Raw genomic sequence first — 18141 nt, forward strand, 5'->3', positions numbered from 1 at the left:
CGCTACGGCAGCGGGGACTCGCCCACCGCGGAGAACATCGCGTACGTCACGGCCATGAAGCCGAGGAGGAAGAGGATGAAGGTGCCGAGGAAGGCGAGCAGGCATCCCGTGCCCACCGCCAGCCTCCCCCGCGCCGGGGGCCTGGCCGTGGCCTGCTCCGGACGGTCGGCCGGGTAGTGCACGGTGACGATGTCGCCCTCGAGGGTCGTCCCCGGCCCGCCCGGCTCCTCGAACCGGACGCCGCGACCGTCGCGCGTGGTGAACTCGTAGACGTGGTGCAGAGTCGTGCGCACCGAGCTGTCGCCGCCACCACTCGTCGTGGTGTACGTCCGCAGACAGCGCGCCTCGGCGGTCAGGCCGCTGTTCCAGGCGCGGCTCACCCGCACGGAGCGGCGGATCACCGCGACCACGGCACAGGAAACCACCGCGATCATGAGCGTGGGCACGATGTAGAACAGGACTTCCATGAGCTCCCCCGAAGACCCCCCGCGGCCTTCGATCGGCCGGCGTGGGAGGAACTTACCCACGCCGGCCGCGGCGGTGACTCAAGGGAACCTCAGAGGTTCGGACGGTTCAGAACGTGACGTCCGAGCACGCGTAGAACGCGTTGGCCGTGTCGGCGATCGTCCATACGGCGACGATGACGTGACGGCCGCTCAGCCCGGACGGCAGCCTGCCGCTGTGGGAGAGCGTCGACGGTGGCCGCTGTCCGTTGTACGGGACCGTGAAGAACGGGGTGAGGTTGAGGTCGGACCGGGCCAGGTTGTGGTTCTGGTTCCAGCCCGGCTTGGTGACGTAGTACCTGAAGTCGGTCGTGGCGTGCATGGCCGTGAACTGCCAGCGGAACGTGTAGTTCTGGCCGCCCGTCACCTTCGTGGCGGGCCAGGCGCCGCCGGACGGTGTCCGCGGTGCGCTGAGCTGGCCGAAGTGGCCGAGGCCGGCGTTGCATATCTGCCCGTCGGCCGGGCCGGACGCCGGGAAGCCCTTCGGGCCCTCGACGCTCTGCGGCTCCCACTGGATGGATCCGCAGTTGGTCACGGTGCCGTTCTGGCAGAGCTTCTGCCGGCTGATGGGGAGGTCGGTGTAGCCGTGGCCGCTGGCGCCGCCGGAGGAGAGTACGAGGGCTCCGGTCGTGGCCAGTCCCACCGCGGCTGCGGACAACTTGGTCCTTGTGCGCATGCTGCCGCTCCTGGAGAACGTGGGGGATGTTCAGTGAGCTGTGCAGGTAGGTCTAGACCAAGTTCGAATGTAGGGAGGTTAGTTGAACATGTCCATACCAATCACGCCCCCGTTTCTCCGCGCCCCGCGCAGAACGCCACCGTCAGGTCCTTCACCAGCACCTTCCGCTCGTGGTCGTCGAGTTCGACCAGCCCCCGCATGGTCAGCCGGGTCACCGTGTCCTCCACCGAGTCCACGACCGAGGTGAGCACGCTCGCCCGGTGCTGGGCGTCCAGCGCGGCGATCCGGCGGCGGTGCAGCGCGGCGGCGACCTCGGGGTCGTACTCCGCCCGGAGCGGCTGCACCGAGAACACCTCCAGGCCGACCGGGGCCGCCTCAGCGGTCACCAGCCGGGTCAGCACCTCGGCCGCCGCTTCCCCGGCTCCCCTCGGGCCGCCCGGCATCACCACCGGCACCCGGGCCAGTGCCGCCTCGACGCACTCGCGCAGGTACGACTCGTGGTCCTCGACGCCCAGCGTGGCCCGCGCGGTGTCCAGCACCCGCCACACCACCAGGACGACCACCCGCAGCGCGACCCCGTGCGCGTCGGTCGCGGGCACCGGCTCGCTGCGCCAGTGCCGCAGCCGTACGTCCACCCGGCGGCGCAGCAGCAGCGGGTTGACCCACAGCAGGCCGGAGCGCCGGACGGTCCCCCGGTAGCGGCCGAACAGATCCAGCACCCAGGCCCGCCCGGTCCGGCCCCGGGCCAGCCCGCCGAACCCGAACAGCGCGAGCGCCCCGGCTCCCGCGTACGCCGCCCACTGCGCGGGACCCAGCCCGGCCCCGGCGTGGGCGGGCAGCCGCAGCGCCTCCAGTGCGAGCGGCGGCAGCACCCCGGCCCACCAGGAGGTGGCCACACACCCGGCCACCCCGCACGCTCCGGCCAGCACACCCGCCGCGCCGGGCAGTACCCGCGCGGACCGCTCCACCAGGTCGGGGTCGACCTGCGGCACCGGACGCGGCGTCAGGGCGGCCGGACGCCGGAGGCGTGGCTGCTCCCCCGTGCCCTGCCGACGGCCGACGACCGCCGGCTTCAGCGGTACCGACGCCGGGTCGGGGTCGTCGCGGAACAGCAGATGGACGGGGATCTCGGTGGTCGACTCGTTCTGGATGAGCCGGGCGGCCCTGGCCGGCCCCTCGGCCGGTCCGTCGGGCTCGGACGTGTGGGAAGTGGTCGTGGTCATGCGTGCCTCCAGCCTCCGCGCCAGATGCGTCACAACGGGTGGGCCCCGTGCCGGGGTGCTAGGAGAAGAGCCGCCGCCAGGTCTCCGGCCCCGGGAAGCCGTCCGCCGCTCCGCCCCGCCAGCCCTGGGAGCGCTGGAAGGCCTCGACGGCCCGCCGGTCCGACTCGCCCCAGCGCGGCCCCGGCCGCTGCGGGTAGAACCTGCCGAACCCCTTCCGCACCAGTTGCTTCCCCAGCTTGGTGACGTACGGGTTGCTCGCACCGGGCCGGAACATCGCCCGGCCCGGGTAGCCGGGGACACCGTGGGAGGAGGGCGGCGGCCCGGCCTCCTCCGCCGTGACGTCCTTGCCCTTCCCCGTGACCAGCAGCTCCCAGGTGCGCGGGCCGGGCAGCCCGTCGGCGTCCGGGCCCTTCCAGCCCTGGGCCCGCTGGAAGGCCCGGGTCGCCCGCCGGTGGGCGTCCGTCCAGCGCGGTCCCGGCTCCGAGGGGTACGAGGCGCCGGCCCCGCGCGCGACGAGCATCCGGCCGAGCTGTGTGACGTACTTGTTGTTCGCGCCGGGGCCGAAATACGTCGCTCCCGGGTACGGGGTGGCGGCCGGTGCGCCCGGCAGCCCCCTGTTCTTTCCCGGGGCGGGCTCCTCCTGCGCGGCGACGCCCTTGTAGCGGTAGGGGATGTACCGGTCGGAGTCGCTCGAGTAGGCGTACGGGGTGGTCTGCCGGCGGGTGTGCGGGCGGGCCTGCTCGTAGGCCATGTAGGAGGTGTGCTTGGTGTTCGTCCAGCCGCCGAAAATGACGACGTGCGAGCCGCTCTCCGGGTTGGCCGGATTGTGGAACAGCAGAATGTCGCCCGGCTGGAGTTCCTCCTTGGAAATCCGTTCACCGAATTGGGCGAGGCTGCCCGTCCATTCGTTTCCGGGCAGCTGCCAGGCCATCGAGACATAGCCCGAGCAGTCCTGCCGGTAACCGTCGGACCAGTACGCGTTCATGTTGTACGGCACCTTCGCGGCGACCCAGGTCTTGGCCCGGTCCATGATCTCCGTACGGGTGATGGCGGCCGGCTCGAGGGCGTCGGAGGGCTTGCCCTCACGGCCGTCGGCGCCGTGCAGCGGGGCCGTGTCGCCCTGGGGCGTTTCGGGATCTTCATCTGCGAAAACACCCGATCGGTGGGGTGCCTGCGGGGCGGCGGCGGCCGGTACGGCATGGCCCGCTCCGAGGGTGGCGGCGGCCACGGCGGCCAGGGCGAGAGCCCGGTGCGCGGCCGGATGGGTGGTGGTGCGCCCGGCCGGGGAACGCGGCAGGACGCGGCGCCAGTGGACGCAGCCGGGGCAGTCGCAGTCGCCCCCGGGGTCGAATTCCTCGAATACCGGCGACTTCATGCGATTCCCCTCACAGTTCCGTCGGAAAAATGGCGGCGCCTGTGCGGATCCGGGCGCGCGCCGTCAGTTTCTCAACTGTCTTCCGCACTCGCATGCTGACGGTCCGAATGATGTACCCGGCGCCCTTGCGGGGGCCGTCCCCGGACCCGGCTCGGTGGTCCGGAGCACCTCCGGGCGTCCTGTAGAGTTACGACGTCAGCGCGCGCCGCTAGCTCAGTTGGTTAGAGCAGCTGACTCTTAATCAGCGGGTCCGGGGTTCGAGTCCCTGGCGGCGCACCGACTGGATAGCCCCTCGCGGAAGCGGGGGGCTTATCTGTGTCCCACTGGGCCCTTCTCTCCCTGAGGCCCCTCCCTGCCTGGCCGGAACCCGGTGCACCGTGCGATTGGCCGGATACCCTCTCGCCATGGCAGCGCGTGACCTACAAGAGCGGATCAAGAAGCTCATCATCGACCGCCGGCTGGCCTCCGGGGCCCCGCTGCCGACCGAGCCCGAGCTGATGGAGTACCTCGGCGCGAGCCGGAACTCGGTGCGTGAGGCGCTGAAGGCGCTCCAGGCGATGGGCATCGTGGAGATCCGGCACGGCTTCGGCACCTATGTCGGCCCGATGTCCCTGGCCCCGATGATCGAGGGCCTCGCCTTCCGCACGGTCGCCGGGCACTACCGGGGCGAGGACTCCCTGCTCCAGCTGCTGGAACTGCGGGAGGCCGTGGAGACGGGGCTCGTCTCCCGGCTCGCAGGGCGGATACCGGATGCGGACCTCGTTGAACTGGACGCGCTCGTCGACCGTATGGATGAGGAGGCCGCGCGCGGAGCCGGCCTCGCCGAGACCGACCGGGCCTTCCACGCCACCCTCTACCGGGGGCTGGACAACGTGCTGCTGTGCGAGGTCCTGGAGGCGTTCTGGGACGCCTTCCACCGGGTCCGTACGGACCTCGGGGGCGAGCCGCAGGACCCGAAGGTCACCTGCCGGCAGCACCGGGAGATCCTCGACGCGGTCCGGTCCGGTGACGCGATGCGGGCGGAGGAGGCCATAAGAGAGCACTTCGGCAACATCCGCGCCCGTCTGTCCACAACCGCTCCACAGAGTCCCCACACCCGTCACAATGAACGCGTATGACCGGTAAACACCGCGTTTCGCATCTTGCGATCATGATGAACGCCGTAGAACCCTGGTTATCTGGTTTTTCAAGATGCTGCGGATTCGCGGCAGTTGGGGGGCAAAAGAACCGGTTGCCGACAGAGCGGGAGTAGGGGCCCCGTTCCTGGAGCGATGCCGAGGGGGGCATCATGCAACCGGAAGGTCGCGTTGCCGTGTCTATAGGGTGTGGATGACGTGGTGACAGCGATCCACCACTGATACGTCTGTGAAGGTCGAGGGGGACCTGGCGCAGACGGTAAGAAGCGACGAAACACGCGGCTTTTCGCGTGTGGGGGGATGACTCATGACGTCGAGGCCCACGGGTGCCCGGCAGGACCACGACCCGTCCCAGACCACTCAGCTCAGGGTGCCGGGGCACCGGATGAGCACCACGGGGACATTCCGGCGGATCAAGAAGAACCTGCCGAGATACGACTACGAGCATTACAGCCGGCTCGCGGGTCCCCTCACCCAGCCCGATCCGAACAAGCCGTACAAGGTGCAGTACCGCTCGCTCATCTCACAGGAGCCGCACCGCATCAGGGTCGCCCTGATGCTGGCCGCGGCCCCGGTGCTGTCCCTGGTGCTGCTGTTCTGGCTGCTCCAGCCCGAGCACTGGACCGAGCGCGACTACCCGGCCTTCGACTGGCTGCCCGCGCTCGACATGGTCATGCTGGTCTCGATCGGTCTGATCGAGTTCTTCCGCTGTATGAACGTGCTGTCGAACGCGCACGCAACGCTCGTGGCCCGCGACCCGATCCCGGTGGTGCCCGAGACCGGCACCCGAGTGGCCTTCCTCACCTCCTTCGTGCCCGGCAAGGAGCCGCTGGAGATGGTGACGAAGACCCTGGAGGCGGCCGTGAAGATCCGCCACCGGGGCCTGATGCACGTCTGGCTGCTCGACGAGGGCGACGACCCCGACGTGAAGGCCGTCTGCCAGCGCCTCGGCGTGCACCACTTCTCCCGCAAGGGCGTCGCGAAGTGGAACCAGGCGAAGGGCCCGCACCGCGCCAAGACCAAGCACGGCAACTACAACGCCTGGCTCGAGGCGCACGGCGACAACTACGACTTCTTCGCCTCGGTCGACACCGACCACGTGCCGCTGCCCAACTACCTGGAGCGGATGCTCGGCTTCTTCCGCGACCCGGACGTCGGCTTCGTCATCGGCCCGCAGGTCTACGGCAACTACGACAACCCCATCACCAAGGCCGCCGAGTCGCAGCAGTTCCTCTTCCACGCGCTGATCCAGCGCGCCGGCAACCGCTACGGCTCCCCGATGTTCGTCGGCACGTCCAACGCCGTGCGCATCAAGGCACTCAAGCAGATCGGCGGCCTGTACGACTCGATCACCGAGGACATGGCGACCGGCTTCGAGATGCACCGCCACAAGAACCCGGCGACGGGGAAGAAGTGGCGCTCGGTGTACACGCCGGACGTGCTCGCCGTCGGTGAGGGCCCCAGCGCCTGGACGGACTTCTTCACCCAGCAGATGCGCTGGTCGCGAGGGACGTACGAGACGATCATCGGGCAGTACTGGAAGGGCTGGTACTCGCTGCCGCCGAGCAAGCTCTTCAACTACACGATGATGATCATCTTCTACCCGATGTCGGCCCTCAACTGGATCCTGGCGGCAGCGAGCTGCGCGCTGTTCCTGGGCATGGGCGCCTCGGGTGTGAACATCGACCCGGCGGTCTGGCTGATGCTCTACGGCAACGCCTCCGCCCTGCAGATCGGCCTGTACGTCTGGAACCGCCGGCACAACGTCTCGCCGCACGAGCCGGAGGGCTCCGGCGGTGTGGCCGGCATGGTGATGTCCGCGCTGTCGGCGCCGCTGTACGCGAAGGCGCTGATCGACTCGATGCTGCGGCGCAAGAGCAAGTTCGTGGTCACGCCAAAGGGCGACTCGGCCAGCCCGGACCGCTGGTTCGCCACGTTCCGCTACCACTGGTACTTCGTCGCGATCTTCGGCGCCTCGATCGCCGCCGGCTTCGTCTTCGGCCACTCCCACCCCGCGATGATCATCTGGGCGACGTTCGCGCTGCTGATCACCGCCTCGCCGGTGTTCGCCTGGCGCTGGCAGCTGCGGCAGGACGCGAAGAAGCCCGCCGAGCCCGCCGTGGAACAGCCGCAGGACTCCGCGGGGCCGCACCGGACGCAGCCGCTGCCGATTCCGCAGCAGCCTGCGGCCCACGCCCCGCACCACAAGCCCAGTTGGGCCGCCGCTCCCGGCGGTAACGGGGAGGTCGGGGGATCCGACCAGACCATGCAGATCGCCCTTGGTGGACTTGGGGGACGTAAGGAATGAACGACCGTGCAGGCCGCCGCCGGGCCCGTCGACTCGCGATCGGCACGGCGGTGGTACTCGCGCTGGCCGGGATGAACGGGCCGTGGCTCTACCGCTTCAGCACCGAGAAATACCACCAGTACCAAATCAACAAGCCGGAGTACAAAGCCGCTAACGGCAAGTGGGAGATCATCGATTTCCCCGAGGAATACCGGCAGAACACCATCCACGCGGCGCTGCTGCGCACCGGCAAGGTGCTGCTCGTCGCGGGGTCGGGCAACAACCAGGACAACTTCGACGCGAAGAAGTTCGACACCCGGATCTGGGATCCGGTCAAGGGCACCATCAAGAAGGTCCCCACGCCCGCCGACCTGTTCTGCACCGGCCACACCCAGCTCGCCAACGGCAATCTGCTGATCGCGGGCGGCACGAAGCGGTACGAGAAGCTCCAGGGTGACGTCACCAAGGCCGGCGGCCTGATGATCGTCCACAACGAGAATCCGGACGAGCCGATCACCCTGCCCGCGGGCACCAGGTTCACGGGCAAGGAGAACGGCAAGACCTTCGTCTCGAAGGACCCGGTGCTGGTGCCGCGCGCGAAGAAGGTGTTCGACAAGGCGACCGGCAGGTTCCTGCGCAACGACCCTGGCCTCGGCCGCATCTACGTCGAGGCGCAGAAGCGCGGGCAGAAGTACGAGACGGGCACGCAGGACAACTACAAGGTGCAGGGCCTGAACGGCGCCGACGCCAAGAACACCTACGGCATCGCCCAGAAGCTCGCCCTCGACAAGAAGGACTTCCAGGGCATCCGGGACGCCTTCGAGTTCGATCCCGTGGCCGAGAAGTACATCAAGGTCGACCCGATGAAGGAGGCCCGCTGGTACCCGACGCTCACCACCCTGAGCGACGGGAAGATCCTCAGCGTCTCCGGCCTCGACGACATCGGGCAGCTCGTCCCGGGCAAGAACGAGGTCTTCGACCCGAAGACCAAGAAGTGGGCCTACACGGGCAAGGTCCGGCAGTTCCCGACCTACCCGGCGCTGTTCCTCATGCAGAACGGCAAGGTCTTCTACTCGGGTTCGAACGCGGGCTACGGGCCGGACGACGTGGGCCGTGAGCCGGGCGTCTGGGACGTGGACACCAACAAGTTCACGAAGATCCCCGGGCTCAGCGACCCCAAGCTCATGGAGACGTCCGGCACGGTGCTGCTGCCGCCCGCGCAGGACGAGAAGTACATGGTGGTCGGCGGCGGTGGCGTCGGCGAGTCCAAGGAGTCCAGCGAGAAGACCCGGATCGTCGACCTGAAGGACGCGGACCCGAGCTTCGAGGACGGCCCGTCCCTGGAGAAGGGCACCCGCTACCCGAACGCCTCGATCCTGCCCGACGACAACGTGCTGATCTCCGGCGGCTCGGAGGACTACCGGGGTCGCGGCGACTCCAACATCTTCCAGGCGCACCTCTACGACACGGAGAAGAACGAGCTCAAGCGGGTCGCCGACCCGCTGGTGGGCCGCAACTACCACTCCGGGTCGATCCTGCTGCCCGACGGCCGCCTGATGTTCTTCGGCTCGGACTCGCTGTACGGCGACCAGGCCAACACCAAGCCGGGCACGTTCGAGCAGCGCATCGAGATCTACACGCCGCCGTACCTCTACGGCGACGGGGACCGGCCCTCGCTGTCCGGCGGGCCGCAGACCATCGAGCGCGGCGGGACGGGGACGTTCACCTCGTCGAGCGCGTCCTCGGTCAAGAAGGTCCGGCTGATCCGGCCGAGCGCCGCCACCCACGTCACGGACGTCGACCAGCGGTCGATCGCCCTGGACTTCAAGGCGTCCGGCGACAAGCTGACCGTGACCGTGCCGAAGAACCGGAACCTGGTCCAAGCGGGCTGGTACATGCTGTTCGTGACGGACGGCAAGGGGACGCCGAGCAAGGCCCAGTGGGTCAAGGTGCCGTAGTTCCCGGCTGATCGGGGCGCTCTCCTGTGCGGAGGGCGCCCCTTTCGCATGTCCGGCCGCATGTCCGGGTGACGGGAAACGTACTTGACCTGTGCACGTAATTTGGTGTGCTCTCGGGTACGACATCGGCAACGCGTGTGGTCAACGGTGGCGGGGGATACGGGAGATGACCGAGTCGACCACGTCGGACCCGGCGGCCGAGGATGTCCTGGCCGCCGCGACCGTCCAGGTCTCGGGCACGGACGGGCACATCGGCGGCCTGGGGGTGGTGATCGCCCCCACGCTCGTGCTGACCTGCGCCCATGTCGTACTGGACGCCCTCGGACTCCCGGTCGCTCGCGACGAGCGCCCCGACGTCCCCGTGGGTGTCCGCCTGGCCCTTCGCGAGGGCGAGACCACGGACGCCGTCGTCCGCGACTGGGTACCGGTCCGGGCGAACGGCACCGGGGACGTGGCCGTGCTGTCCCTGTCCCGCCCGCTGGAGGCGGCCCGGCCGGTCCTGATGGTGGCGCCCCGGGACGTCTGGGACCACAAGGCCATCGTTTTCGGACTGCCCAGGGACGACACGGGCGGCGGCTGGCACACGGCCCGGTTGCGCGCCCGGACCGGCACCGGCCGCTTGCAGATGTCGCCGCAGGACGGCCAGTCGGACCCGATCCAGCCCGGCTTCAGCGGCTCCGCCGTGTGGGACGACGACCTCGGTGCCGTGGTCGGCATCGTCGCCTCGATCTCACCGGCGCACCGGGGCCAGAGCTTCTGCATCCCGACCCGCACGGTCCTCGACGAGCTGCCGGACCTGGCCGAACTGCTCGCGCCCTCCTCCCCCTTCCCCGGGCTGCGCCCCTACACCGAGGAGCACAGCGCGCACTTCTTCGGCCGGGACGAGGACGTCACCGCGGTCGTCGACCTGCTGTGCCCGCACGGCTCCCTGCCCGAGGGCTGTGTCACGCTGACCGGCCCCTCCGGCTCCGGCAAGTCCTCCCTCCTCATGGCCGGCGTACTGCCCCGCCTGAGGGAACAGGACGTGGAGGTCGTCACCCTGCGCGCGGAGGGCCGCCGCCCGGACGCCTCGGCGGTCCACGAGGCCGTGCGGACGCACAGGTCGGCACGTGGGCTCGTACTGGCGCTCGACCAGTCGGAGGCGCTGCTGCTGCGCCCCGAGGAGGAGCTGCGCGCCCTGGTGGACGCGCTCCTCGACGCCTGCCGCCACCCCTCAGTCGCCGTCCTGGTGGCACTGCGGACCGACTTCCAGGACGCGGCCCTGCGCCACCCGGAGCTGAGCCGGCTGGTCGGCAGCGCGCCCGCGCACCAACTGGGCCTGATGACCCGCGAGCAGCTCACCGAGGTGGTCCGGCTGCCCCTACGGGCCTTTCCCGGTGTCGAGTACGACAGCGGCCTTGCCGACCGCCTCATCGAGGACGCGGCGGGGCGCCCCGGGGCCCTGCCCCTGCTCGGATTCTTCCTGACCACCCTGTGGGAACGGCAGCTCGGCGGCCGGCTCCGCCTGGACACCTACCGCGAACTGGGCGGCCTCGGCGGGGTGCTGAGCAGCAGGGCCGACTCGGCGTGGCAGCGGGCGCTGCGGGGTGCGGCGCCGGACGCAGCGACCGGGCTGCTCCGCGCGCTGATCCAGGTCCCGCCCGGCAGCGGCACGGCCCTGCGCGCCCGGCTGGCACGCCGCGACGCGGGCGAGGAGCGGTGGGCCGTCGCCCGCGAGCTCGCCGAGGCCCGTGTCCTGGTGGTGGGCGCGGACCCCGAGCGGGGCGAGACGGTCGAGCTGGCCCATGAGGCCCTCATCGAGCACTGGCAGCCACTGGCCGAGCAGGTGGAATCCGACCGTGCGTTCCTCACGTGGCGCGGCGAACTGCGCTACGACCGGGCCCGCTGGTGGCGGGCCGGGCGGCCGGACGGACTGCTGCTGGAGGATCCGGCGCTGTCGGCGGCGGAGCGGTGGCTCGGGGACCGGCGTGACGAACTGACGGATGAGGACCGGGAATTCATCGAGGCGGGGGCCGGGCTGCGGGACCGTAAGGCGCGAGAGGCCGCGCGGTCCGAGCGCCGGAAGCGGTATCTGCGGGTGCTGTGGGCGGTGGTCACGGTACTGGCCGTGGTGGCGGCGGCGGTGGTGTCCGTGCTGTATCTGAATCTGCTGACGGAGCAGCGGCGGCTGGCTTCGGATCGGCTGGCGCAGCAGGCGGCGAGTCTCGACGGCACGTCCCTGACCATCTCCTCGCTGTACGCGGTCGGGGCGTATCGGGCGGAGGCCCGGCCTGAGGCTCGGTCGGCGTTGCTCGCGCAGTACCTGCGGTTGCAGGACGTGGAGCGGGTGGTGATGGAGGGGCGGAACGAAGTCGAGGACGTGGCGCTGACGGAGGACGGCACCTTCGCGTTCGCCCGGCTGAGCGACGGCCAGTACGTGCGACTGGATCTGCGCGGCAAGGCCCGGCCCAAGCCATATAGGCACAACGGAGCGACCGACAACGCACGGATGGCCGTCTCGCCCGACGGCCTGATCACGGCCCGGGCGAGCGACTGGGGCGTGATCTCCCTCGTCGTGGCAGCCGCCCCGGACTCCGAGGACAGGCGGCTCGTCCGCCTGCGCGAGGGCGAAACCGTCGAGAAGAACCCGCGCTCCCCCAACGACCTGCGCTTCGACGGGGACGGAAAGCGGATCCTCGCCGCGATCCCCGGCGAGGGCGTACTCGTGTGGAACGCGGACGACGGCCGCCGCACGGGCCGGACCCTCGCCCCGCCGAAAGGCTGGGACACGGCACAGGCCTGGTTCGCCGCGGACGGCACGGTCGTGGCGCGGATCGTGCCCACCGGCGCTGAAGCTGACGACCCACAGGGCCGACTGGTCTCCTGGAACCTGACCAGCGGTTCGCTGCACCGCCCCTGGGAGGAGCGCACCACCGCCTCCGCGACGGTCAGCGGCAACGGCCGCGTCCTGGTCACCTGCACCGAACAGGGCTCGCTCGAAGCATGGCGGCTGGGTTCCACGCCCCGGCGTTTCCAGAACTGGAGCAACAGCAGCTTCCAGGGCCTGTGCCCGCTCTACACGCCCCGGCTCGACGCCACCGGCCGCTACCTGATCAATCCCACCGGGCGCATCGGCACCGACCTCGGACGCACGCGGTTCCTCGTCATCGATCTGGAGAAGGGCTGGCCGGCCACCTTCGACACCCCGGCCGGCGCTCAAGAGGACCAGAACATCACCGGCCGCGGGTTCGCTCCCCCGGTTGCCCTCGCCGGACCTCCCGACGACCTGCGCGCGGCTGTCGGAGTCGGCGGGAGCATCGTCACCGTACGCGTCAAGCCGCCGACGTCCTTCGACTCCAACTCCCTGGTCAACCGCATCCGCACACCGGACGGACCGAGCGGCAGGATGGCGGTCGTCGACTCCAGCGGCACCGGACTGCAACTGTGGAACCTGGCCGACCACCGGCTCCTCGCGACCGCGCGGCCGTCCCGGCCGCTGGCCCGCCTGTACGCCGCGTTCAGCCCGGACGGGCGACGGATGCTGACCGTCGCCCAGGACGAACGGACGGTTCTCGTCTGGCGGATCGACGGCAGCTCCCTCAAGGAGGAGCATGTCCTCGAACTGCCCGCCCCGCCCGGCATCACGGCTTCCGGAGCGGACCCCCAGACGGGGCTCATCCCGTCCTGGATCAACCTGAGCTTCTCCGACAACGACCACGCCGTGATCTCGGGGCTCTCGTACGTCTCACGCTGGCGGCTCGACACCGGTCGTATGGAGGGCAAGATCTACCAACCGCCCGTCCAGGAACGTGCCCAGCTCGCCAACGAGGCGGCCGGCACCTTCGCCACCGCCCTGCCCGGCACACGCCAGGCGGTGGTGCGGACGGTGGCCGAGATCGGCGTCTGGGACTTCACCACCGGCGAGTTCAAGAGGTGGATCGGGAGGAAGGGCGACGACCGGTCGATCCGGTCGTTCGCGCTGTCCCCCGACGGCAAGATCCTCGCCGCGCAGTACGCCGGCGGCCGCGTACAGCTGTGGGACGTCGAGAAGAAGCAGAAACTCCCCGACCTCACCTACAGCGGCGTCCACTACCTCGGCCGCTTCCTCGGCGACCGCCTGCTCCACACCACCACCGCCGCCGGCGAACAGGTCGTCTGGGACGTGGAGGACCGCCAGGACACCTACCGCTACTACGTGGGCTACGGCTCGGTCCTCTCACCGAGCACCGACAACAAGTCCCTCACGATCGTCGACGGTTCACGCACCTCCGTGATCCCCCTCGATCCGGAGCGATGGATGGACCGGCTGTGCACCCTCGCCGGGAGAGAGCCGACCAAGGCGGAGAAGAACCTGGCCGTCGCCCCCGACCAGGTCGAAGACGTCTGCCCGGACCTCTAAGAGCTGGCCTTGGTCAGTTTCAGTGCGTAGTCCGACCACCACTGGCCCGCCTTCGGTCCGCCCTTGCACTCGCCGTCCGACTCCCCGGGCCGCTTGACCCACAGGTAGGCGTCGACGAGCGGGTCGGCCGTCTTGGTCGTGGGCGTCTCGCCCAGCGCGCGGCCCGGCGGGTTGCACCAGCGCTCGTCCGGGTTGCCCTGGGTGTAGGGGCCCTTGCCGTTGCGGCTGGTGTCGATGACGAAGTGCTTGCCCCCGACCTTGGCGGAGAGCTGCTTGCCGTAGGCGATGGACTCGTCGGTGGCGTAGAAGTTGGAGACGTTGACGGAGAAGCCGTCGGCCTGCTCGATGCCGGCCCGGTTCAGGGGCTCGAAGATCTGGTCGGGGTGCCCCCAGCCGGCGTTGCCCGCGTCCAGGTACACCTTCGTGTTCTTCAGCGACTTCAGCTTGGCGACGGCCCCCTTGAGGAGGTCGTAGCGCTCCTCGTGGAACTGCTCCGGCGTGCAGCCGTCGACGAGGTGCAGCAGGGCGTCCGGTTCCAGTATGACCGCGGCCGGCCGGTCGCCGATGCCCGCCGCCACGCCGTCGAGCCATTCGCGGTAGGCGTTGCCGTCGGCGGCGCCGCCCTGTGAGTACTGGCCGCAGTCGCGGTGCGGGATGTTGTAGAGCACGAGCAGGGCCGTACGGCCGGCCTTGTCGGCGGCCTCGGTGAAGCCCTGGGTCTGCTCCCGCGGGTTGTCCGGGCCGACCCACTCGGCGACCGGCTGCTCGGCGATCTTGCGGATCTGCTCGGCCTCCCGCTTCTTGCCGGACTTCACCAGAGCGGCGACCTGCTGTGCCGCGGTGCCGTCCGGATTGACCCAGAAGGGGGCCTTTTCCTTGGGCTGTTGGGTGATCCCGGCGCCCGCGTCGGCGCCGCCGTCCGATCCGTCTCCTCCGTCGGAGGAGGAACACCCCGTGATCAGCAGTGCCGCCCCCAGCACCACTGCGGACAGCCGCCTCCCGGCGGTCGTCCCGGCCCCCCTGCTGCCGTACATCCAACTCCCCCTTGGGTGCACCGTTCCAAGTCTCAATCCTGACATACGTCCCGCGACACCCACGAGGCCGAACCCCACCTGGCCGGATGACGCAGAGCCACCGTATCGGGACTTGACGTATTCAACCTCTAGGCCGGGGCGGCCCCTTGGTTCTACAGTCTTCTCAGCAGGACCCGGCCTCCGGCCAGAGTTTCACCCACCGTGGCTCCCGTGGCCTCCCGCGCGGTTCGCCGGGTTACTCCCGCAGCCCGTGCGCGCGTGGTCGAGGACCGGCCCGGTCGTCGACTTCAGGGGGAGCGGGTCGTCGGCCGGGTCAGGTGGACGTATCCCTACAGACCGGTACCGGTGAGGTACGCCGACACCACCACGTTCGCCGTATAGCTTCCGGTCGTACGGTCGAAGCTGCCGCCGCAGGTGACCAGCCGCAGTTCGGCCCGGCCCGACCGGCGGGGACCGTAGGCCTGGTGGGCGTCGAAGCGGTCGCGGGTGAGGACCTGGACGGACTCGACGGTGAACTCGGCGACCTTGGCGTCGGCCCGGATCACCCGGATCGTCTGGCCCGGCCGCAGGGCACTGACCTTGAAGAAGACGGCGGGCCGGGTGTCGCTGTCGACATGACCGACCAGCAGCGCGGTCCCCGGCGCCCCGGGCGCGACCCCGCCCGCGTACCAGCCGACCACGCCCGGCTGGTCGTACGGCGGCGGATCGAGCGCACCGCGCCGGTCCAGGCCGCGCGCCACCACCGGCGCCTGGACTCCGATGCCGGGGATGTCGACGCGCTGCGGCAGCGCGTCGCCCAGCGGGCGGTGCGCGGGGGGCAGTTTCACGTCCGGTGGGCGTCCGGCCGCGGCCATGTCGCCCGTGGTGGGCGCGGAGATGCCGTGGCGTACGTCGGTCACCTCGCGGCCCCAGAGCCAGAGCCCGAGCAGCAGCACCACCCAGGCCACACCGGCCAGCAGACGGCCGGTGCCCGAGGGGCGGGTGCGCACCCGGTCCGGGTCGAGATCGGACATGGTCGGTCAGTCCGTTCCACGCTTGCGGCGGACACTGCCGAGCGCGACGGCCACCGCGGCCACTCCCGCGAGGACCAGACCGGTCACGCTTTGCGCGGTGCCGGGCCCGGCACCGCGGTCCTCGGCGGCGACGAGGTGGGCGGCGCCGCCACCGCCCGCCTCGACGGGAGCGACGGGCGAGGCGTGCGCGCCCGGCCGCAGGGAGGCGGACGGCTGCCCTTCCTCTTCGGGGCGGAGCTTGGACTCGGGCTCGGGCTGTAGCGATGGCCCACCGCCCTCGGGCAGGGGCTGCCGTCCGCCCGTCCCCGGCGCGGGTGGCTGCCCGGCCGCGCCGGTCGCGGCCCCGGACGCGGGCGGGCTCTCACTCTCCCGGACGGTGAACGTGCCGGTCCGTTCGGCTCCCCCGCAGGTGATCTTCACGGTGTACGTCCCCGCCTCGATCGTGGAGGGGACGCGGCTCTCGCCGACGAGTTCACCATCGGTGACGGTGAGCGGGGCGTCCGCGACGAACGCCGCCGAGGCGGCGACGGCCGTCCGCGCCGCGCAGCCGGTCACGCGGAGCGCGATGTCGCTGCCGGGTGCGGGGGTCGCCGGGGTCACCGAGACGCTTCCCGCGTCCGCCGCGAACGCCGCCGGGGTGAGGGCGGCCGCGACCAGGACGCTCGTGCAGAGAGTGACTCTCAGGGAACCCATCGTGAAACCTCCAGATGCCTGGAGCCTCCCCCGCACGGTGGGTCACCGCATCCTCAGGGACGCGGCGACTGCTCCGAACGGGTGGCGACGGGTTTGGGCGCGGGTGCGCCGCCTCCTCAGACCCGGTCGACGAGGTCCGCGATCGAGTCCAGGACCTGCGAGGGCCGGTACGGGAAGTCCTCGACCTGGTCGGGCCGGGTCAGGCCGGTGAGCACCAGGAACGTCTGCATCCCGGCCTCCATGCCGGCCAGCACGTCGGTGTCCATACGGTCGCCGATCATCGCGCTGGACTCGGAGTGCGCCCCGATGGCGTTCAGCCCGGTCCGCATCATCAGGGGGTTCGGCTTGCCCGCGAAGTACGGCTTCTTGCCGGTCGCCTGGGTGATCAGCGCCGCCACCGCGCCGGTCGCGGGCAGCGGGCCCTCGGTGGACGGGCCGGTCTCGTCGGGGTTGGTGCAGATGAAGCGGGCGCCGCCGAGGATGAGCCGCACCGCCTTCGTCATGGCCTCGAAGGAGTACGTGCGGGTCTCGCCGAGGACGACGTAGTCCGGCTCGTGGTCGGTCAGGATGTAGCCGATGTCGTGCAGCGCGGTGGTCAGCCCCGCCTCGCCGATGACGTACGCCGACCCGCCCGGCCGCTGGTCGTCCAGGAACTGGGCGGTGGCCAGGGCCGAGGTCCAGATGCTCTCGATCGGCACGTCCAGGCCCATGCGGCGCAGCCGGGCGTGCAGGTCGCGCGGGGTGTACATCGAGTTGTTGGTGAGGACCAGGAAGGGCCTCCCGGACTCACGCAGCTTCTTCAGGAAGGCGTCGGCGCCGGGGATCGGCACGCCCTCGTGGATGAGCACACCGTCCATGTCGGTGAGCCACGACTCGATGGGCTTGCGGTCTGCCATGTGCGGGATCTCCTGCCGTACGCGTCCGGTCCAGCGTGCGACCCAGCCTAAACAGTGGCCGGATCATGTGGAATGGGCCGGTCACGGCGTCCCGAGGGGCGGGACGGTGCAGGGCCCCGCGCCACGGGACGGCCGCCTCAGCGGCGCCGCCGCGCGAGGAGCAGCGCACCGCCCCCGGTCAGCAGCAGCGCCGCCGCGGCCGCGGCGACCCGGACGCCGATTCCGGTGCGGGCGAGTTCCTCGGCGAACGGGAAGCGGTCCTCGCGGGGCGGGACGGAGGCCTCCGGCTCCGGGTCAGGCTGGGAGTCGGTGCCGCCGTCGAGCTCCCCGTCACCACCGTCGATCGGCGCGTCGCTGTCGATGCCGAACCGGTAGTCGTCGGACTGCCCGACCCAGTCGCCGTCGTCGTCGTGCCGCTGTACGACGGCGGCGTTGGCGGTGACGTCGTTGGGCACGGCGTCCGAGGTGACCGCGAGCCGCACCTTCACGGTGACGGTCTTCCCCGGCCCGACGGTGAACCCGGCGAAGCGGTCCTCGTCGTCGGCCAGCGCCCCGACGAGCTCGTCCTCACCGGTCTTCTCGAACCGCACGGTGTGGGACCGCGTCCCCTCGAAGAACTCCAACCGGGGCTGGGACGGCTCCAGGGCCCGCTTGTCGTCCACGAGCACGACGACGGGATGGATCCCGGTGCAGGTCCGGTCGGTCGTGTTGGTCAGGTCGAGGTACCAGGTCCCGTACCCGCCCCCGGCCGCATAGGAGTCCGGCCCGCCGTGGATGCGGGTGGTGAGCGGGAAGGTGTGGTCGTCGGGCGCGGTACAGGCGGGCGCCGGATCGTCCGCGTACGCCGGGTGAGCACCAGGGAGCAGGACGGCGGCTGCTGCCGCCAGGCAGAGGTGAGCGGCCGTACAGAGTCGCATGGAGATGTGACATTGCCGGATGTGGGCGTTCGCGAGCGACGCGGCCCGGAAA

General features: G+C 70.6%; 13 protein-coding genes and 1 tRNA gene. 5 read left to right on the forward strand and 9 right to left on the reverse strand.

Annotation, left to right across the window (positions count from 1 at the left end; all coding sequences use genetic code 11):
• Window positions 1–2: 2 nt before the first annotated feature.
• From OHU35_RS15855 to OHU35_RS15870, 4 genes are all read right to left on the reverse strand, one after another.
• On the reverse strand, window positions 3–467 hold the full coding sequence (locus tag OHU35_RS15855) for a DUF3592 domain-containing protein (RefSeq protein WP_405505691.1): 465 nt from the start codon (window positions 465–467) through the stop codon (window positions 3–5).
• 106 nt (window positions 468–573) lie between these two features.
• Window positions 574–1179, reverse strand: a complete 606-nt coding sequence (locus tag OHU35_RS15860) for a lytic polysaccharide monooxygenase (protein WP_193478274.1) — start codon at window positions 1177–1179, stop codon at window positions 574–576.
• Window positions 1180–1280: 101 nt separating this feature from the next.
• Complete coding sequence (locus OHU35_RS15865; RefSeq protein WP_405505693.1) at window positions 1281–2402, reverse strand: SPFH domain-containing protein; 1122 nt, start codon at window positions 2400–2402, stop codon at window positions 1281–1283.
• 58 nt (window positions 2403–2460) lie between these two features.
• The gene (locus OHU35_RS15870) at window positions 2461–3777 is read right to left on the reverse strand and encodes a peptidoglycan-binding protein (RefSeq protein WP_189723884.1); all 1317 of its coding nucleotides are present in this window, start codon (window positions 3775–3777) and stop codon (window positions 2461–2463) included.
• 202 nt (window positions 3778–3979) lie between these two features.
• Here OHU35_RS15870 and OHU35_RS15875 point away from each other — a divergent pair.
• From OHU35_RS15875 to OHU35_RS15895, 5 genes are all read left to right on the forward strand, one after another.
• Window positions 3980–4053: transfer RNA gene (locus tag OHU35_RS15875), tRNA-Lys, on the forward strand.
• A 128-nt stretch (window positions 4054–4181) separates the two neighbouring features.
• Entirely contained in the window at window positions 4182–4895 is a 714-nt protein-coding gene (locus OHU35_RS15880) for a FadR/GntR family transcriptional regulator (RefSeq protein WP_189723885.1), read from the forward strand.
• Between the two features lie 325 nt (window positions 4896–5220).
• A complete protein-coding gene (locus OHU35_RS15885) occupies window positions 5221–7221 on the forward strand; it encodes a glycosyltransferase family 2 protein (protein WP_405505695.1) in 2001 nt (666 codons plus the stop codon).
• Window positions 7218–9158: a kelch motif-containing protein gene (locus OHU35_RS15890; RefSeq protein ID WP_189723887.1), complete on the forward strand. Its 1941-nt coding sequence runs from the start codon at window positions 7218–7220 to the stop codon at window positions 9156–9158. Before OHU35_RS15885 ends, OHU35_RS15890 begins: the two co-directional genes overlap by 4 nt.
• Before the next feature lie 166 nt (window positions 9159–9324).
• Window positions 9325–13536: a trypsin-like peptidase domain-containing protein gene (locus tag OHU35_RS15895; RefSeq protein ID WP_405505696.1), complete on the forward strand. Its 4212-nt coding sequence runs from the start codon at window positions 9325–9327 to the stop codon at window positions 13534–13536.
• Here the strand turns inward: OHU35_RS15895 and OHU35_RS15900 are convergent.
• The 5 genes from OHU35_RS15900 to OHU35_RS15920 all read right to left on the reverse strand — a co-directional run bounded on the left by OHU35_RS15900 (window position 13533) and on the right by OHU35_RS15920 (window position 18089).
• Window positions 13533–14570, reverse strand: a complete 1038-nt coding sequence (locus tag OHU35_RS15900; protein WP_189723889.1) for a glycoside hydrolase family 6 protein — start codon at window positions 14568–14570, stop codon at window positions 13533–13535. The genes OHU35_RS15895 and OHU35_RS15900 overlap by 4 nt on opposite strands.
• Before the next feature lie 329 nt (window positions 14571–14899).
• The gene (locus OHU35_RS15905; RefSeq protein WP_359894039.1) at window positions 14900–15583 is read right to left on the reverse strand and encodes a class F sortase; all 684 of its coding nucleotides are present in this window, start codon (window positions 15581–15583) and stop codon (window positions 14900–14902) included.
• A 6-nt stretch (window positions 15584–15589) separates the two neighbouring features.
• Window positions 15590–16276, reverse strand: coding sequence for a hypothetical protein (locus OHU35_RS15910; protein WP_359894037.1), 687 nt, complete (start codon window positions 16274–16276; stop codon window positions 15590–15592).
• 116 nt (window positions 16277–16392) lie between these two features.
• Window positions 16393–17172, reverse strand: a complete 780-nt coding sequence (locus OHU35_RS15915; RefSeq protein ID WP_189723892.1) for an HAD-IIA family hydrolase — start codon at window positions 17170–17172, stop codon at window positions 16393–16395.
• Between the two features lie 137 nt (window positions 17173–17309).
• Window positions 17310–18089 carry a hypothetical protein gene (locus OHU35_RS15920; RefSeq protein ID WP_189723893.1) on the reverse strand — a complete coding sequence of 260 codons (780 nt, stop codon included), beginning with the start codon at window positions 18087–18089 and terminating at the stop codon, window positions 17310–17312.
• Window positions 18090–18141: the final 52 nt, after the last annotated feature.

The sequence above is a fragment of the Streptomyces purpurascens genome (genome assembly GCF_045040895.1).
GTDB lineage: Bacteria > Actinomycetota > Actinomycetes > Streptomycetales > Streptomycetaceae > Streptomyces > Streptomyces purpurascens.

What these genes read in the sequence shown, in the direction of transcription:
- OHU35_RS15915 (WP_189723892.1), bottom strand. Translation starts at nt 17,172, where the DNA reads ATGGCAGACCGCAAGCCCATCGAGTCGTGGCTCACCGACATGGACGGT.
- OHU35_RS15860 (WP_193478274.1), bottom strand. Translation starts at nt 1,179, where the DNA reads ATGCGCACAAGGACCAAGTTGTCCGCAGCCGCGGTGGGACTGGCCACG.
- OHU35_RS15905 (WP_359894039.1), bottom strand. Translation starts at nt 15,583, where the DNA reads ATGTCCGATCTCGACCCGGACCGGGTGCGCACCCGCCCCTCGGGCACC.
- OHU35_RS15900 (WP_189723889.1), bottom strand. Translation starts at nt 14,570, where the DNA reads ATGTACGGCAGCAGGGGGGCCGGGACGACCGCCGGGAGGCGGCTGTCC.
- OHU35_RS15855 (WP_405505691.1), bottom strand. Translation starts at nt 467, where the DNA reads ATGGAAGTCCTGTTCTACATCGTGCCCACGCTCATGATCGCGGTGGTT.
- OHU35_RS15885 (WP_405505695.1), top strand. Translation starts at nt 5,221, where the DNA reads ATGACGTCGAGGCCCACGGGTGCCCGGCAGGACCACGACCCGTCCCAG.
- OHU35_RS15890 (WP_189723887.1), top strand. Translation starts at nt 7,218, where the DNA reads ATGAACGACCGTGCAGGCCGCCGCCGGGCCCGTCGACTCGCGATCGGC.
- OHU35_RS15910 (WP_359894037.1), bottom strand. Translation starts at nt 16,276, where the DNA reads ATGGGTTCCCTGAGAGTCACTCTCTGCACGAGCGTCCTGGTCGCGGCC.
- OHU35_RS15865 (WP_405505693.1), bottom strand. Translation starts at nt 2,402, where the DNA reads ATGACCACGACCACTTCCCACACGTCCGAGCCCGACGGACCGGCCGAG.
- OHU35_RS15870 (WP_189723884.1), bottom strand. Translation starts at nt 3,777, where the DNA reads ATGAAGTCGCCGGTATTCGAGGAATTCGACCCCGGGGGCGACTGCGAC.
- OHU35_RS15895 (WP_405505696.1), top strand. Translation starts at nt 9,325, where the DNA reads ATGACCGAGTCGACCACGTCGGACCCGGCGGCCGAGGATGTCCTGGCC.
- OHU35_RS15920 (WP_189723893.1), bottom strand. Translation starts at nt 18,089, where the DNA reads ATGCGACTCTGTACGGCCGCTCACCTCTGCCTGGCGGCAGCAGCCGCC.
- OHU35_RS15880 (WP_189723885.1), top strand. Translation starts at nt 4,182, where the DNA reads ATGGCAGCGCGTGACCTACAAGAGCGGATCAAGAAGCTCATCATCGAC.